Raw genomic sequence first — 17523 nt, 5'->3', positions numbered from 1 at the left:
AATTGCGGTGCAGAAACTGCATCTTTCATTTTTCAGTTCTTTCTTGAAATTCTTCATTCATCATTCTTAATTCTTAATTTGAAATATGGATAAGACATTATATACGATAATCGTTCATTCGGAGAACTTCGCCGGTTTGCTGAACCAGGTAACCGCAGTGTTTACCCGCCGCCAGATCAATATCGAGAGTCTGAATGTTTCGGCTTCGTCCATCAAGGGCGTACATAAGTACACCATTACCGCATGGACGGATAAAGACACCATTGAGAAAGTGACCAAGCAAATCACCAAGAAGATAGATGTGCTGCAAGCGCACTACTTCACGGATGATGAGATCTATCAGCACGAAATTGCATTGTATAAGATAACAACCCCGATACTGGAAGAAAAACCGGAGGTATCGAAAGTGATTCGCAAGTATAATGCGCGTATCGTAGAGGTGAATGCTGTGTTTGCTATCGTAGAGAAGAATGGTATGGGTGAAGAAATCACTAATCTTTATGACGAGCTGCGTGCCCTTGACTGTGTACTTCAGTTTGTTCGTTCAGGACGTGTGGCCATCACTACCAGCTGCTTTGAGCGTGTGAACGAATACCTTGCCGACCGTGAAACGAAATACCGCTTGAAAAAAGAGAAGGAGCAAAACAATGAGTGAGAATAGTAGTAAGATAGGAAAATATCAGTTTGTAGCGGAGCCTTTCCATGTGGATTTTACCGGACGCCTTACCATGGGCGTGTTGGGAAACCATTTGCTGAATTGCGCCGGTTTCCATGCCAGCGACCGTGGATTTGGTATAGCTACGCTGAATGAAGACAACTACACATGGGTACTCTCCCGCCTTGCCATCGAACTGGATGAAATGCCTTTTCAATATGAAGACTTTACCATCTGGACTTGGGTGGAGAATGTATATCGCCTCTTCACCGACCGTAACTTTGCCTTGTTGGACAAAGACGGAAAGAAGATTGGTTATGCGCGTTCCGTATGGGCTATGATTAACCTCAATACCCGTAGGCCTGCCGATTTGCTGGCATTGCACGGAGGTAGCATTGTAGATTATGTGTGCGATGAACCTTGTCCTATCGAGAAACCTTCACGCATCAAAGTGACTTCTACCGAACCGGTAGCTACATTGAAAGCTAAATACAGTGATATCGACATCAACGGACATGTGAACAGTATCCGCTACATCGAACATATCATGGACTTGTTTCCGATAGAGATGTATAAGGAAAAGCGTATCCGTCGTTTTGAAATGGCTTACGTAGCCGAAAGTTATTACGGTGACGAACTTACACTCTATAAAGATGAATTGGGCAACGGAGCTTTCGATATTGAAGTGAAAAAGAATGGCAGCGAAGTGGTTTGCCGTTCCAAAGTAATATTTACAGAGAAATAATTTTATTAATCATTAGTTGGCGCAAGCCACAAATAAAAAACTAAAAAAGAAAATGGCACAATTGAATTTTGGCGGTGTTACTGAGAATGTAATGACCCGCGAAGAATTTCCTTTGGAAAAAGCACGTGAAGTTTTGAAAGATGAAACAATTGCAGTGATCGGTTATGGTGTACAGGGACCGGGACAGGCATGCAACCTGCGCGATAACGGTTTCAACGTAATCGTTGGACAACGTCCGGGTAAGACTTATGAGAAAGCAATAGCTGACGGATGGGTACCGGGTGAAACACTGTTTGGTATTGAGGAAGCTTGTGAGAAAGGTACTATCATTATGTGCTTGTTGTCTGATGCAGCCGTAATGTCTGTGTGGCCTACTATCAAACCTTACCTGACTCCGGGAAAAGCTCTTTACTTCTCTCATGGTTTTGCTATCACTTGGAGCGACCGTACAGGTGTAGTTCCTCAGAAAGATATCGACGTAATCATGGTAGCTCCTAAAGGTTCGGGTACTTCATTGCGCACTATGTTCCTCGAAGGTCGTGGCTTGAACTCTTCTTACGCTATCTATCAGGATGCTACAGGCAAGGCTATGGATCGTACCATCGCATTGGGTATCGGTGTAGGTTCAGGATATTTGTTTGAAACTACTTTCCAACGTGAAGCTACTTCTGACCTGACAGGTGAACGTGGTTCATTGATGGGAGCTATTCAGGGATTGCTGTTGGCTCAGTATGAAGTATTGCGTGAAAACGGTCATACTCCGTCAGAAGCATTCAATGAAACTGTAGAAGAATTGACTCAGTCATTGATGCCGTTGTTTGCTAAGAATGGTATGGACTGGATGTATGCTAACTGTTCAACTACTGCACAACGCGGTGCTCTGGACTGGATGACTCCGTTCCACGATGCTATCAAGCCGGTAGTACAGAAATTGTATGCAAGCGTTAAGTCTGGTAATGAGGCTCAGATCTCTATCGACAGCAATTCTCAACCTGATTATCGTGAGAAGCTGAACGAAGAACTTCGTCAGTTGCGCGAAAGCGAAATGTGGCAAACGGCTGTTACGGTTCGTCAGTTGCGTCCGGAAAATAACTAATCCTTCTTGGGGATAAGAATAAAAATGCCCGAATACTTGATTTCGGTGTTTCAATGTAGTATATTTGTAACCGTAATCCTGATTTAAGTTCGGGAAGAAGACAATGGGAGGAGTAACGTAAGTTGCTCCTCTTTTTTTATATGATAAGGTGTGAAATTGCAGAAAACATACCTTCTTTTGAAGTAAAACATACGATGTAATTGCTCAAAACATACCATCTGTTGGGGTAAAACAGATAATGTAATGGAGGTAAACGCATCATCTGTTTCAGTGGAACAAGAACAGATGGTTTAAATACCTTTTACTCTGTTAATGCTTCGTAAATCTGCTCTTGACAAGAATGAGGAGATTAGTCCTGGTGAGGTGACTCATCTTGTGGCTTTACAGTTCCCGCATATTCCAGAAATTTGTGATAAAAAGTATGATGGGCTAAAGTGGCGGCTTCTCCTAATATCACCAGCTTCATGCGGGCACGGGTTATGGCCACATTCATTCTTCGCAGGTCGTTGAGGAAGCCTATCTGACCATCTTCGTTGGCACGGACAAGACTGATGAAAATAACATCACGTTCCTGCCCTTGGAAGCCATCTACAGTGTTAACAGTGAGCAAGCTACGATAAGGTTTAAGTGAACCGCTTGCTTTAATCTTATTGCGAAGATATTGCACCTGGGCTTTGTATGGGGAAATTATACCGAAATCGATCCGCTCTTCTAATACGCGTTTTCCACCTATCCGGTTAATATAAGCTTTTAATTCCTGAAGAAGTAAATCTGCTTCTGCTTTATTGATACGCCCGAATGTTTCTCCTATAAACTCTTCTTTAAAATCCATGTCAGAAGTATCTATCCAGCTGATAGGAGTGTCCCAGTCGAGAATACCGCGGTATCGTATCTCAGGAGCCGCTTGTAGTTCTCCATTATAAAACCACTGAGAAGGAAATTTCATGATATCCTCATGCATACGATATTGTACCTTCAATAGGGAGACGGTGCCGGGTTTATTGGCAACAACTCTTTCCATCAATGTACATTCGAGACCTCCACGGGCAGCTTCGTAACATTTTATAGTAGGTGGAAGCTGGCAATGATCGCCTGCCAGTACTACACGGTCGGCTTTGCGAATAGCTATCCAACAGGCGGCTTCCAGGGCTTGGGCAGCTTCATCAATAAAAAGTGTACCGAAGTGACGCCCGTTCAGTATACGGTGATTGCTGCTGACAAGGGTGGAGGCTATGACATGGGCATTGTCAAAAAGATCGGCATTGATCTGTATTTCCAATTGTGTGGCACGATCACGCAGGCGACTCATACGATTGCGTGCACTTTCACGTTCTTCATAACTGCCCCGATGTTTGCCGCCCATTTCACGCATGGCTTTGCGGATACTCCATAGTTCAGAATAGGCCGGATGCCCTTCGAAGCGGCGCTCATAAGTGAATGAAAGCATTTTGTCGTTTACCCGGGTGGGATTGCCAATGCGCAGGACATTCACACCACGATCTACGAGCTTTTCACAGATCCAGTCGACGGCAGTATTACTTTGGGCACAAACCAGTACTTGAGGTTCGCGGTGCAATGTTTCATAGATAGCTTCTACGAGAGTAGTTGTTTTCCCTGTTCCCGGAGGCCCGTGTACAATAGAAACATCGCGGGAGTTCAATACTTTGTTCACTGCATTTTCCTGTGTAGAGTTCAGCCAGGGGAAACGGACAGGGTAGAGTTCACGGAATCCGGGTTTTAAAGTTCCCAACATGATATCTCTCAATTCTGCCAATCGATTGCCCTTAGCGCGAATTACATCGGAGAGTGCTTCGAACATAGTGCGGTAGGACGTTTCATCAAAATAAAGCTGCACTCCGAGGTTTTCGGCAGATTGCACTTCCAGTATAGCACCTGCACCGGGCATTGCAACAACCATACGTGTTTCGTTGGCATAACTGATAGTACCAATGGAATTGAAATATGTGATCTTTTCGTCGTATCCTTTACGGAAAAAACAGACGGGACGCCCGAATTCAAAATTATGTTCTATATCAGTATCTTCCGTATGTGTAATTTCTATTACTAATTGATTCAGTGAATTGTAGTAACTTCGTCCGGGAGTGGCAGGATACCAACAGAGTCCCCGTTTCACCTTACGGGCGATACCCATGGTTTCAGTCTGTCTTTTGAATTCTTCCTTTTCGAATTCATATTCCATACGCAGGAGCAATTCTTGTCGCTGAAGATGGTCTGTTGTAGAAAGGAGGTTATTGCTCATATTATTATTAAATCTCTTACAAAGGTAATCATTCTTCGCTTTTGCACGAAGAAAAGCTTTAATTTGTTAAACCTTTAACGATTTTAATTTGTTTATTATATTAATTTGTAATCTTTACAATATTGGAAAACTAAAAATAAATGTGATTATGGTGTATGACGTAACTATGTTAAAGACCTTTTATGCTTCTTATAAGGGGAAAATGGAACACGTGCGGGCTATACTGCAACGTCCGCTGACATTAGCAGAAAAGATTTTGTATACTCATCTGTTTGATGGGAAGGGGGTAAAAGACTACAAGCGGGGAGAAGATTATGTAAACTTCCGCCCTGACCGTGTAGCAATGCAGGATGCAACCGCCCAAATGGCATTGCTGCAATTTATGAATGCGGGTCGCGAACAAGTTGCCGTACCTTCGACAGTACATTGCGACCATCTGATACAGGCCTATAGAGGAGCCCGGGAAGATATTGCCACTGCTACCAAGACAAACGAAGAAGTATACGATTTTTTGCGTGATGTTTCTTCCCGATACGGTATCGGCTTCTGGCAACCGGGTGCGGGTATTATTCATCAGGTGGTATTGGAAAATTATGCCTTCCCTGGTGGAATGATGGTAGGTACGGATTCGCATACGCCCAATGCAGGCGGTCTGGGTATGGTTGCCATCGGCGTCGGTGGTGCCGATGCAGTGGATGTGATGACTGGTATGGAATGGGAATTGAAAATGCCCCGCTTGATTGGTGTACATCTGAAAGGTGAATTAAATGGTTGGGCGGCTCCAAAAGATGTGATTCTGAAGTTGGCAGGTATCCTGACGGTTAAAGGCGGTACAAATGCGATCATTGAATATTTTGGACCGGGTACGGCTTCTTTGTCCGCTACCGGTAAGGCAACTATTTGTAATATGGGTGCCGAAGTCGGTGCCACTACGTCACTTTTCCCTTATGATGATCGTATGGCTACTTATCTGAAAGCTACAGGAAGGGAAGAAGTGGCAGAGATGGCTGATTCTGTGGCGGGTGATCTTCGTGCAGATGCCGACATCATGATTGCCCCGGAGAAGTATTACGACCGGGTAATTGAGATTGACCTTTCCAGGCTGGAACCTTATATTAATGGTCCTTTTACTCCCGATGCCGCTACGCCTATTTCTGAATTTGCAGAAAAAGTATTGGTTAACGGTTATCCGCGCAAGATGGAAGTCGGATTGATAGGTTCATGCACCAATTCATCTTATCAGGATTTAAGTCGTGCCGTTTCCCTGGCCCGCCAGGTTGAAAAGAAACACCTGAAAGTAGCCGCTCCTCTGATTGTGAACCCCGGTTCCGAACGGATACGGGCTACAGCAGAGCGGGATGGTATGATAGGAACTTTTGAAAAAGTCGGTGCTACAATTATGGCAAACGCCTGCGGTCCCTGTATTGGTCAGTGGAAACGTGAGACAGATAACCCTACTCGCAAGAATTCTATCGTAACCTCTTTCAACCGTAATTTTGCTAAACGTGCAGACGGTAATCCGAATACGTATGCCTTTGTCGCTTCCCCCGAATTGACAATGGCACTGACGATTGCCGGAGACCTTTGTTTCAATCCGCTGACAGATGTATTGGTGAATCGTGAAGGTGAAAAGGTAAAACTCTCCGAGCCTGTGGGTGAAGAATTGCCACCGAAAGGATTTGCCGAAGGTAGCGAAGGGTATATAGCCCCCAGCAGTGAAAAGGTGGAAATCAATGTGAATCCCCATTCGCAACGGCTTCAATTGCTACAACCATTCCTTGCCTGGGAAGGGACCGATTTACTTAATATGCCGTTGCTGATTAAGGCACAGGGTAAATGTACTACAGACCATATTTCAATGGCAGGTCCGTGGCTTCGTTTCCGTGGACATCTGGAGAATATCTCAGACAATATGCTGATGGGTGCTGTAAATGCTTTCAATGGAGAAACTAACAGTGTCTGGAATCGTTCGACTAATACGTACGGTCCGGTTTCCGGTACGGCAAAGATGTATAAGTCCGAAGGAATTTCTTCCATTGTAGTAGCCGAAGAAAATTATGGTGAAGGTTCCAGTCGTGAACATGCCGCTATGGAGCCCCGTTTCCTGAATGTCCGTGTGATTCTGGCAAAGAGTTTTGCCCGTATCCATGAAACGAATCTAAAGAAACAAGGTATGCTGGCATTGACTTTTGTGGATAAAGCCGATTATGATAAGATTCAGGAACATGATTTAATTTCGGTAATCGGATTGATGGACTTTGCTCCCGGCCGTAATCTTAAGATTGTCCTTCACCACGAAGATGGTACGAAGGATAGCTTCGAAGCTCAACATACGTATAATGAACAGCAGATAGGCTGGTTCCGTGCCGGTTCTGCTCTTAATGCAAGATAGAAAGATGGATAAAATTACAGTACCTTTTATTACAGGTGATGGGGTAGGAGTTGAAATAACTCCTTCTATGCAAGCTATTGTGAATGCTGCCGTACAGAAAGCATATAGTGGACAACGGCAAATTGAATGGATGGAAGTGTGGGCAGGCGAACGGGCTTTTGAAAAATGTGGCCTGTGGTTACCTGATGAAACGATGGAAGCTTTCCGTGATTACAAGGTGGGTATCAAAGGTCCGCTGACGACCCCTGTCGGTGGTGGTATCCGTTCACTGAACGTGGCATTGCGCCAGACATTGGACTTGTATGTATGTCTGCGGCCGGTTCGTTGGTATCAGGGCATTCACTCTCCGGTTCGTCATCCGGAGAAGGTGAACATGTGTGTATTCCGTGAAAATACGGAAGATATTTATGCGGGTATTGAGTGGGAAGCCGGTACACCGGAAGCTGAGAAGTTCTATAAGTTTCTGCACGATGAAATGGGGGTGAAGAAAGTACGGTTCCTCAAGACATCTTCTTTCGGTGTGAAACCAGTTTCAAAAGAAGGAACGGAACGACTGGTGCGTGCTGCCTGCCGGTATGCACTTGAGAATAATCTGCCTTCCGTGACATTGGTACACAAGGGAAATATAATGAAGTTTACCGAAGGCGGTTTCAAAAAGTGGGGCTACGAACTGGCTGAACGTGAATTTGGAGAAGCATTGGCTGACGGAAAGCTGGTGATAAAAGATTGCATTGCGGATGCTTTCCTGCAAAATACCTTGTTGATTCCTGAAGAATACTCTGTGATTGCTACCCTTAACCTGAATGGAGATTATGTTTCCGATCAGTTGGCTGCCATGGTGGGCGGTATCGGTATTGCTCCCGGAGCAAATATCAACTACCAGACCGGACATGCCATCTTTGAAGCCACTCATGGCACGGCACCGAATATTGCAGGCAAAAATATTGTGAACCCCTGTTCCATCATTCTGTCTGCTGTAATGATGCTCGAATACTTTGGTTGGAAAGAATCTGCTTCTCTGATAGAACATGCGCTGGAACGAAGTTTCCTTGATGCCCGTGCTACCGCCGACCTGGCGCGCTTCATGCCTGGCGGTGTCTCTTTGTCCACTTCTGCCTTTACCCAGGAGATAGTGGAAAGAATTGAAAAATAATACTAACGATTAAAACGATACGAAAATGAAGAAGGAATATTTAGTTTATAAGCTTTCCGAGGATATGAAGGAAGCGGTTCGGATTGATACCGAATTATTCTCCAAATTTGATGTGAAGCGCGGTTTGCGCAATGAAGACGGCACGGGTGTTTTGGTTGGACTCACCAGAATTGGTAATGTAGTGGGTTATGAACGTGTTCCGGGCGGTGGCTTGAAGCCTATCCCGGGTAAGCTGTTTTATCGTGGTTATGATGTAGAAGATATTGTACATGCTTTTGTTAAAGAGAAACGTTTCGGATTTGAAGAAGTGGCTTATCTGTTACTGTCCGGTAATTTGCCCGATAAGGAAGAGTTGGCTTCTTTTCGTGAACTGATTAATGATAATATGCCGTTGGAACAGAAGACTAAGATGAATATTATCGAACTGGAAGGGAATAATATTATGAATATCCTGGCACGCAGTGTACTTGAGATGTATCGTTTTGACCCTGCTGCCGATGATACTTCCCGCGACAACCTGATGCGCCAGAGCATAGAATTGATTTCTAAGTTCCCGACCATTATTGCTTATGCATATAATATGTTGCGCCATGCCACTTTCGGCCGTTCATTGCATATTCGCCATCCGCAGGAAAATCTTTCTATTGCCGAAAATTTCCTTTATATGCTGAAACGTAATTATACACAGCTGGATGCTCGTACGCTCGACCTTTTGTTGGTGCTTCAGGCAGAACATGGCGGAGGTAATAACTCTACTTTCACAGTCCGTGTTACTTCTTCTACCGGAACGGATACATACTCATCCATTGCTGCAGGTATCGGTTCGTTGAAAGGCCCGCTTCATGGTGGTGCAAATATTCAGGTGGCTGATATGTTCCATCATTTGCAGGAGAATATTCAGGACTGGACAAGTGTGGATGAGATCGACACTTACTTTACCCGTATGCTGAATAAGGAAGTTTATAACAAGACCGGATTGATTTATGGTATCGGACATGCTGTTTATACGATTTCCGATCCACGTGCTATCTTACTGAAAGAACTGGCTCGTGATCTTGCCCGGGAAAAAGGTAAAGAGCGCGAATTTGCTTTCCTTGAGCTCTTGGAAGAACGTGCTATCGAAACTTTCGGTCGCGTGAAGAACAATGGGAAGACGGTATCGAGTAACGTTGATTTCTATTCTGGCTTTGTTTATGAAATGATTGGATTACCGCAGGAAATCTTTACACCGCTATTTGCTATGGCTCGTATTGTCGGTTGGTGTGCACACCGTAATGAAGAATTGAACTTTGAAGGTAAGCGTATCATTCGTCCGGCATACAAAAATGTACTTGAAGATACGACCTATGTACCTATCAAGAAACGATAAAGACGAGTAAAACGAAAAAGAAAGGAATGAAGTTACGAGCTACAGGCTACAAGCTACAAGTAGCTGCGCTATGTTCCGAAAGGCACTTGTAGCTTGTAGCCTGTAGCTCGTAACTGATTCATATCCCTATATTTATGAGATAATTTGCTAACATCTTTGTAAACTAATTAGGGGGAGGAAGTTTTCTTTTTCTCTCCTTTTTATATATCTTTGCCTGTACTTAAATCGAAACAAGTATGGAACAAGGGACTTTTCAGCTATTTCTGGGTGCAATGAGCATTATCGCACTGTTTGTTTTTATCGCACTTTATTTTGTCAAAGCGGGATATGGAATGTTCCGAACTGCATCTTGGGGCATTTCTATCAATAATAAGTTGGCGTGGATGCTGATGGAGGCACCTGTGTTTATTGTGATGTTATTACTTTGGTGGAATTCAGCACGATATAATTCAATTGTTCCTTTAATTTTCTTTCTCTTATTTCAATTGCATTATTTCCAGCGCGCCTTTGTGTTTCCTTTCCTGCTGAAGGGGAAAAGCCGTATGCCACTTGCTATTATGATGATGGGAATGTTGTTCAACCTCTTGAATGGCTTTATGCAAGGAGAATGGCTTTTTTATCTGGCTCCTGAAAATCTTTATATGCCGGACTGGCTGAAGACTCCACAATTTATTCTTGGAGTATTGCTGTTCTTCACTGGAATGGGAATCAACTGGTATTCGGATTATGTAATCCGCCATCTTCGTAAACCGGGAGATACGCAGCATTATCTGCCATCGCAGGGGATGTATCGTTATGTCACCTCTGCCAATTACTTTGGTGAAATTATAGAATGGACAGGATGGGCTATATTGACATGGTCGCTTTCCGGACTGGTTTTCCTATGGTGGACAGTGGCTAACCTGGTTCCTCGTGCTAATGCTATCTGGCATCGCTATAAAGAAGAATTTGGAGATGCGGTAGGAAACCGGAAACGTGTTTTTCCGTTCCTATATTGATTTCTCTCACTTATAAATCACAAATCATAAATAATACTCATGAGCAAGTTATTTACTCCTGTAACTTTTGGCCCGCTGACTTTACGGAATCGTACCATCCGCTCAGCGGCATTTGAAAGTATGTGTCCGGGTAATGCCCCTTCGCAAATGTTGCTTGATTATCATCGTTCAGTTTCGGCTGGTGGTGTTGGAATGACTACTGTGGCCTATGCAGCTGTCACCCAAAGTGGTTTGTCGTTCGACCGCCAATTGTGGATGCGGTCTGAAATCATTCCCGGATTAAAGGAACTGACTGATGCTGTACATGCCGAAGGTGCTGCAGCAGCTATCCAATTGGGACATTGCGGCAATATGTCGCACAAAAGCATTTGTGGTGTTACTCCTGTCGGAGCTTCCAGTGGTTTCAATCTTTACTCACCTACTTTTGTTCGTGGCTTGAAGAAAGAGGAACTGCCTGAGATGGCATGTGCGTATGGTCGTGCTGTGAATCTGGCTCGTGAAGCTGGTTTTGATGCCGTTGAAATACACGCCGGACACGGATATTTGATTTCTCAGTTTCTTTCTCCTTATACCAATCGGCGTAAGGACTGCTTCGGTGGTTCGCTGGAAAACCGGATGCGTTTTATGGACATGGTGATGGAAGAAGTGATGAAAGCTGCCGGAACCGATATGGCTGTATTAGTGAAGATGAACATGCGCGACGGTTTTTGTGGTGGTATGGAGATAGATGAAACGATGCAGGTAGCAAAGCGTCTGGAACAATCGGGGGCTCATGCATTGGTGCTGAGCGGAGGTTTTGTAAGTAAGGCTCCTATGTATGTGATGCGGGGGCAGATGCCTATCCGCTCCATGACTCATTATATGAATTGTTGGTGGTTGAAGTATGGCGTGCGGATGGTGGGAAAATGGATGATACCGACCGTTCCTTTCAAAGAGGCTTACTTTCTGGAAGATGCGCTGAAATTTCGGGCAGAAATAAAGATGCCATTGGTATATGTAGGTGGCTTAGTTTCGCGTGAGAAAATAGATGAGGTACTGAATGATGGTTTTGAAGCTGTACAGATGGCACGTGCCCTGCTTAATGAACCGGGCTTTGTCAACCGTATGCGTGAAGAGGAGAAAGCACTCTGTAATTGTAAACATAGTAATTACTGTATTGCACGGATGTATTCCATTGAAATGGCATGCCATCAGCATTTGAATGAAGAACTTCCGGCCGGCTTAAAGCGGGAAATTACAAAAATAGAAGCAAAAGGATAATGAAACAGAAACTTGCAGTTATAACCGGAGCAGATGGCGGTATGGGAATGGAGATTACACGCGCTGTTGCTGCCGCCGGATATAAAGTCATTATGGCGTGTCGTGATCCTGAAATCGCAGAAGAGAAACGTCAGTTAATAATGCGGGAAACAGGAAATATAGCATTGGAAATAGTACCGGTCAATCTTGCTTCTTTATCTTCTACGGCTTCTTTTGCCCATGAACTTCTTCAGCGTGGAGAAGCTATCACCTTGTTAATGAACAATGCCGGCACCATGGAAACGAAACGTTGTATCACCGAAGATGGATTGGAACATACAGTGAGTGTCAATTATGTAGCTCCCTATTTGTTGACCCGTAAATTGCTACCATTGATGGGAGAGGGAAGCAGGATTGTAAATATGGTGTCCTGTACTTATGCCATTGGTAAACTGGATTTTCCTGACTTCTTTTTACGTGGAAAGAAAGGTGCTTTCTGGCGTATTCCGATTTATAGTAATACGAAGTTGGCATTGACTCTGTTTACAATAGCTCTATCGAAGAAGGTGAAAGAAAAAGGAATTATTGTCAATGCTGCTGATCCGGGTATTGTTTCCACAAAAATCATTACGATGCATATGTGGTTTGATCCGTTGACGGATATCTTTTTCCGGCCTTTCATACGTACGCCTCGCCAGGGAGCAGCGACGGCCATCAGTTTGTTACTGGATGAAGATGCGGGAAAACGTACCGGAACATTGAATGTAAGTTGCCATCCTAAACAGCTCTCAGAGAAATTCTTTCATCATGTACAGATGAAGGAACTATGGGATAAGACAGAAGAAATTGTAGCAAAATGGCTATAATGCAAAAGTGCGGATGAATTTCATCCGCGCTTTTGCATATTTCACTATATTCTAATTAAATAGAGAGTTCTCTCAATACATTTACCAAGTCTTTTTTGATTGGCTTATCATTCTTGATAGCTTTTGTGAAAGGAACGTATACCACTTCGTCATGTTCGATACCGACCATTACATTGCGTTGTCCATCCATGATGGCATCAATAGCTGCCGCACCGAGTCGGCTGGCAAGGATACGATCGTGAGCAGTAGGACTTCCACCGCGCTGCAAGTGTCCAAGGATAGTAACACGTACGTCGTATTGAGGATATTCATTCTTTACACGCTCTGCAAAGTGCATGGCTCCACCTGTCAGTTCGCTTTCCGCAACAATTACAATACTACTGTTCTTGGATTTACGGAAACCGTTTTTGATGAATTCTTCCAGTTGATCGACTTCCGTACTGAACTCTGGAATGATAGCGGCCTCTGCACCTGAGGCAATAGCACCGTTCAAAGCTAGGAAGCCGGCATCACGCCCCATTACTTCCACAAAGAACAAGCGTTCGTGAGAAGTTGCCGTATCGCGAATTTTATCCACAGCGTCCAGAATGGTATTCAAAGCTGTATCATAACCGATAGTCGTATCTGTTCCGTACAGGTCATTGTCGATAGTACCGGGTAATCCGATACAAGGTACATCAAACTCTTGTGCGAAAATACGTGCACCCGTCAATGAACCGTCACCACCAATGATAACCAAGGCATCAATGCCTTCTTTCTTCATATTATCATATGCAATCTGACGTCCTTCGGGAGTAGTGAACTCCTGGCAACGAGCTGTTTTCAGGATAGTACCACCTAATTGTATAATATTACTTACGTTCTGGCTTTTGAATTCTTTGATTTCACCGGTTACCAGACCTCTGTAACCTCTATATATACCTTTTACTTGTAATCCGTTGTAAATAGCAGCACGTGTTACCGCACGAATAGCAGCGTTCATTCCCGGTGCATCGCCACCGGATGTCAAAATACCTATGCACTTAACTGTTCCCATAACAATCTTTTAGTTTGGTTTAAATAATCGACGCAAAGATAGCAAAAAGCTGAGGGCGTGATTCATATTTAACGTTAATTTGTTGTTTCAAAACGGTGACTTATTGTCCTGTAAGTCGTGATTGAATGGCCTTAGAAATTTCTTCCATCAGCCATTTGGGAGTGGAGGTTGCTCCACATACTCCGATAGAGGAAGCTCCGGTAAGCAGAGAACTGTCTATCTCTTCAGCACTGTCTATCAAGTGGGAATTTGGGTTGACTTTTTTGCATTCGCTGAACAACATTTTTCCATTGGAACTTTTCTTGCCACTCACAAAGAATACCAGGTCGTGCGAAGCGGCAAATTTCCGTATGTTCGGAATGCGATTGGCTACTTGTCGGCAGATGGTATCATAATATTCGAATGTGACATCAGGCGAGATATGTTCTTTGATGTATTCTACGATTTTCTGGAATTCGTCCAATGACTTTGTTGTTTGCGAATATAAACGGATGCTTCTGGTGAAATCCAGTTTTTTAGCTTCTTCCAACTTTTCTATGACAATTGCTTCTCCGGTAGTTTGTCCTACTAAACCAAGGACTTCCGCATGACCGGTTTTTCCATAGATAACGATTTGTTTGTCCTCGGTATCTTTTTGAGTATATTCTTGCTTGATTTTCTTTTGTAAGCGGAGTACTACCGGGCAAGTGGCATCAATGATTTCAATATTATTGCGACGGGCAATTTCATAGGTTTCGGGCGGTTCTCCATGGGCACGCAGCAAAACTTTGGCATCGTGCAAATGATTAAAGTCATCATGATTGATAGTGATGAGGCCCATCTCTTTCAGGCGCTCCACTTCACGGCTATTGTGCACGATGTCTCCCAGGCAATATAAAGTGCCTCCATTGGCTAGCTCTTCTTCAGCTTTATTTATTGCAGTGACTACACCGAAGCAGAAGCCGGAACCTTCATCTATTTCTACTTTTACCATAATATAATATGTTGATATAGAGATTGTAAACGGACCTTCGGAAGGGCTACACCCTTTACGGCCCAAGGCTACACCCTTTGTCTTGGATGGCTACACCTTTTACGGCATAAGGCTACACCCTTTTTCCTTTATCTCTTAACGATCTTATTGAATTGCTCTTGCAACCATTCCTTTTGTTGAGGAATAGTCATGTCAGTGTTGTCCAGCAGCAATGCGTCATCTGCTTTGCGAAGCGGGCTTACTTCTCTATTCTGATCGATATAATCCCGTTGCTTTACGTTTTCAAGTATTTCATCAAAACTGGCTTCTTGTCCTTTGGTCTTTAATTCATCATAGCGACGTTGTGCACGGATTTCGGGCGTGGCAGTTACAAATATTTTTAGTTCAGCATCTGGAAAAACCGTAGTTCCGATATCACGTCCATCCATGACAATACCTTTGGAATTGCCCATTGCTTGTTGCTGTGCTACCATTGCTTCGCGTACAAACCCTAAAGTTGCAATGGGACTAACATGGGAAGAAACTTCCATGCTGCGGATTTTATTTTCTACATTTACTCCGTTCAGATAAGTATCCGGACGTCCGGTCTCAGGGTTTAATTGAAAGGAAATATGGATATTATCTATTTCTTTTCGAAGTCTTTCCGTATCGATGTCATTTCCCTGAAAGATATCGTTTTCTATACTGTATAAAGTGACTGCACGGTACATGGCACCACTATCGATGTAGATGTAACCTATTTCACGGGCAAGGTCTTTTGCCATAGTACTTTTTCCGCAAGAGGAAAAGCCGTCGATTGCAATAGTTATCTTTTTCATATTTGAGTTATGTTATTATATATTATAAGGTATATGATAAATTAAAAATAAGTGAGGATGAACTTACATGATATTTGGCGTATGCCATTCCCAGTTTCAACCGCTTTAATTGAATACCTGTACCACAGGTGAAACCTGCCCAATGACTGGAACCGTTTATTTTCATTTCTTCTCCGCGGCGGAAATTATATCCGGCTGCCAAATAAAAGTTGTTGGTTGGTAGGAAGTCAATACCAAGGGCAATATGATTTAACAATTTCTTTCCGAAATTGTTTGCCGCTGTGGTTGAGGCACTCCAGTGTGTGAGGTCATGTAGGGTAAGGGAAAGCCGGAACGGAGCATGTGACAATCGTTTGCTGAACCCCAGTTGTACATCAACAGGTAATTTCTCATGCCGTTCCTCAAAGGCTTTAAGCTGTCCTCCCAGGTTGCGTGCAACGAGCGAGGCGGAAAAATCGGACTCCTGATGATAGTAGTTTAATCCCAGATCGACGCCGATAGCAAATGAAGAATATTTATCATAGTGGGAGTAAATGAAATTGGTGCGTACACCTCCACTCCAATAATCACTTAAATCATAGGTATAAATACCCGATATAGAGATATCTTTGGCGGAGAAAGTTCCGGTTTCAATATTTTCTTCAGTCGTTTCTTTAAGCTCCCCATAGTCTACATATTGTGCGGTTATTGCCCAGGTGGAACGCTCACCGGCAGTACGTGCAAATGCGGCTCCACCAACGTTGACACCATTCATGTAAAGCATGTAATTCAAGTTGAGAGTCTTATCCGCTACGCAGGAAAGAAGGGCCGGATTCTGGACAGCCATAGTCAAATCATCTTCTATAATAGAAATGTTTTCTCCACCCAATGCTGATGCATGGGCAGAAAAAGGGAGTTTCAGAAATTGAAAGGCGCTGGTTCCGTCTTGTGCACGTAAAACGGAGAAAATCAGGAGTAGTAGCGCCGTTATAAAAGACTTTTTCAACATTTCATTTAAAATTATTGCCAAAGATACGGTATTTTTAAAATATCTCGTTACATTTGTGGCACAAAAGCACAGGTGTGCTTTCTGAAGGATAAAAAAAACAAAAATGGGTGCATATTGTCTTAAAAAAGATAGTACGGCTGAACGTTTTGCGGAAAAAGTACTATATTTGCCCAAAATGAGAAACACGTTAAAATAATATTATAATTATGGAAATTAAGAAAACACCTAAAGCAGATTTGGAGAACAAGAAATCGACTTGGATGCTTATTGGTTATGTTATTGTGCTTGCCTTTATGTTTATAGCATTTGAATGGACGAAGCGCGATATCAAGATTGATACAAGCCAGGCGCTTACTGATCTCTATTTTGAAGAAGAAATGGTTCCTATCACTGAACAGGAAGAAAAAGTAGCTCCTCCTCCTCCTGAAGTAGCTCCGATTAACGAAACGTTGGAAATCGTAGCGGATGATGCTGATGTGGAAGAAACAGTTATCGCCTCTTCAGAAGAAACAGGTAAGGCAGTAGAAGTAAAATATGTGCCTGTAACTGTTGTAGAAGAAGAACCGGAAGAACAAACCATTTTTGAGGTTGTAGAACAAATGCCTGAATTCCCGAATGGTGGTATGGCTGGTTTGATGCAATTCTTGAGCAAGAACATCAAATATCCGACTATCGCACAAGAAAACGGTACGCAAGGTCGTGTAACAGTACAGTTCGTTGTTAACAAGGACGGTAGTATTGTAGACGCCAAAGTCATAAGAGGTGTTGACCCGTATCTGGATAAAGAAGCACTTCGTGTGATTGGTACCATGCCGAAATGGAAACCTGGTATGCAGCGCGGTAAACCGGTACGCGTTAAATATACGGTGCCTGTAATGTTTAGATTGCAGTAATACGTTATCTATATAAAAAGGAGGCTGCTTTTGGGCAGCCTC

The 17523-nt window shown here is 43.4% G+C and carries 15 protein-coding genes; 10 read left to right on the top strand and 5 right to left on the bottom strand.

What is annotated here, in order from left to right:
• Positions 1–85: 85 nt before the first annotated feature.
• From ilvN to ilvC, 3 genes are read left to right on the top strand one after another with little or no spacing between them, the layout of a single operon-like run.
• On the top strand, positions 86–655 hold the full coding sequence (gene ilvN, locus K6V21_RS26385) for an acetolactate synthase small subunit (RefSeq protein ID WP_007210376.1): 570 nt from the start codon (positions 86–88) through the stop codon (positions 653–655).
• Positions 648–1400, top strand: a complete 753-nt coding sequence (locus K6V21_RS26380; RefSeq protein WP_224320421.1) for an acyl-[acyl-carrier-protein] thioesterase — start codon at positions 648–650, stop codon at positions 1398–1400. The genes ilvN and K6V21_RS26380 overlap by 8 nt, the downstream gene beginning before the upstream one ends.
• Before the next feature lie 52 nt (positions 1401–1452).
• The gene (gene ilvC / locus K6V21_RS26375) at positions 1453–2496 is read left to right on the top strand and encodes a ketol-acid reductoisomerase (RefSeq protein ID WP_044271687.1); all 1044 of its coding nucleotides are present in this window, start codon (positions 1453–1455) and stop codon (positions 2494–2496) included.
• Between the two features lie 349 nt (positions 2497–2845).
• Here the strand turns inward: ilvC and K6V21_RS26370 are convergent, their stop codons facing one another.
• Positions 2846–4756: an AAA domain-containing protein gene (locus K6V21_RS26370; RefSeq protein WP_224320420.1), complete on the bottom strand. Its 1911-nt coding sequence runs from the start codon at positions 4754–4756 to the stop codon at positions 2846–2848.
• 148 nt (positions 4757–4904) lie between these two features.
• On the opposite strand from K6V21_RS26370, the gene K6V21_RS26365 reads away from it, so the two are divergent.
• The 6 genes from K6V21_RS26365 to K6V21_RS26340 all read left to right on the top strand — a co-directional run bounded on the left by K6V21_RS26365 (position 4905) and on the right by K6V21_RS26340 (position 12773).
• Positions 4905–7148, top strand: coding sequence for an aconitate hydratase (locus K6V21_RS26365; RefSeq protein WP_224320419.1), 2244 nt, complete (start codon positions 4905–4907; stop codon positions 7146–7148).
• 4 nt (positions 7149–7152) lie between these two features.
• On the top strand, positions 7153–8301 hold the full coding sequence (gene icd, locus K6V21_RS26360; RefSeq protein ID WP_224320418.1) for an NADP-dependent isocitrate dehydrogenase: 1149 nt from the start codon (positions 7153–7155) through the stop codon (positions 8299–8301).
• Between the two features lie 25 nt (positions 8302–8326).
• Positions 8327–9670, top strand: coding sequence for a citrate/2-methylcitrate synthase (locus K6V21_RS26355; protein ID WP_007210383.1), 1344 nt, complete (start codon positions 8327–8329; stop codon positions 9668–9670).
• Between the two features lie 236 nt (positions 9671–9906).
• Positions 9907–10668 carry a DUF1295 domain-containing protein gene (locus K6V21_RS26350; protein ID WP_224320417.1) on the top strand — a complete coding sequence of 254 codons (762 nt, stop codon included), beginning with the start codon at positions 9907–9909 and terminating at the stop codon, positions 10666–10668.
• 39 nt (positions 10669–10707) lie between these two features.
• On the top strand, positions 10708–11928 hold the full coding sequence (locus tag K6V21_RS26345) for an NADH:flavin oxidoreductase (protein ID WP_224320416.1): 1221 nt from the start codon (positions 10708–10710) through the stop codon (positions 11926–11928).
• Positions 11928–12773: an SDR family oxidoreductase gene (locus K6V21_RS26340; RefSeq protein ID WP_224320415.1), complete on the top strand. Its 846-nt coding sequence runs from the start codon at positions 11928–11930 to the stop codon at positions 12771–12773. The genes K6V21_RS26345 and K6V21_RS26340 overlap by 1 nt, the downstream gene beginning before the upstream one ends.
• Positions 12774–12828: 55 nt before the next feature.
• Here K6V21_RS26340 and pfkA read toward each other — a convergent pair whose 3' ends face one another.
• The 4 genes from pfkA to porQ all read right to left on the bottom strand — a co-directional run bounded on the left by pfkA (position 12829) and on the right by porQ (position 16588).
• Positions 12829–13809 (bottom strand): 6-phosphofructokinase, encoded by a 981-nt coding sequence (gene pfkA, locus K6V21_RS26335; protein WP_007210387.1) that lies wholly within the window; start codon positions 13807–13809, stop codon positions 12829–12831.
• A gap of 100 nt (positions 13810–13909) precedes the next feature.
• Positions 13910–14782 carry a 4-hydroxy-3-methylbut-2-enyl diphosphate reductase gene (locus K6V21_RS26330; protein ID WP_007210389.1) on the bottom strand — a complete coding sequence of 291 codons (873 nt, stop codon included), beginning with the start codon at positions 14780–14782 and terminating at the stop codon, positions 13910–13912.
• Between the two features lie 128 nt (positions 14783–14910).
• On the bottom strand, positions 14911–15600 hold the full coding sequence (gene cmk, locus K6V21_RS26325) for a (d)CMP kinase (protein WP_217714216.1): 690 nt from the start codon (positions 15598–15600) through the stop codon (positions 14911–14913).
• A 22-nt stretch (positions 15601–15622) separates the two neighbouring features.
• A complete protein-coding gene (porQ, locus tag K6V21_RS26320) occupies positions 15623–16588 on the bottom strand; it encodes a type IX secretion system protein PorQ (RefSeq protein ID WP_224322101.1) in 966 nt (321 codons plus the stop codon).
• Positions 16589–16794: 206 nt separating this feature from the next.
• Between porQ and K6V21_RS26315 the strand changes: the two genes are divergently transcribed.
• Entirely contained in the window at positions 16795–17481 is a 687-nt protein-coding gene (locus K6V21_RS26315) for an energy transducer TonB (RefSeq protein WP_007210393.1), read from the top strand.
• Positions 17482–17523 lie beyond the last annotated feature (42 nt).

Source organism: Bacteroides cellulosilyticus, assembly GCF_020091405.1.
Classification (GTDB): Bacteria; Bacteroidota; Bacteroidia; order Bacteroidales; family Bacteroidaceae; genus Bacteroides.
Note: the sequence above shows the minus strand (reverse complement) of the source record. Positions and strands in the feature narration are given on the sequence as shown.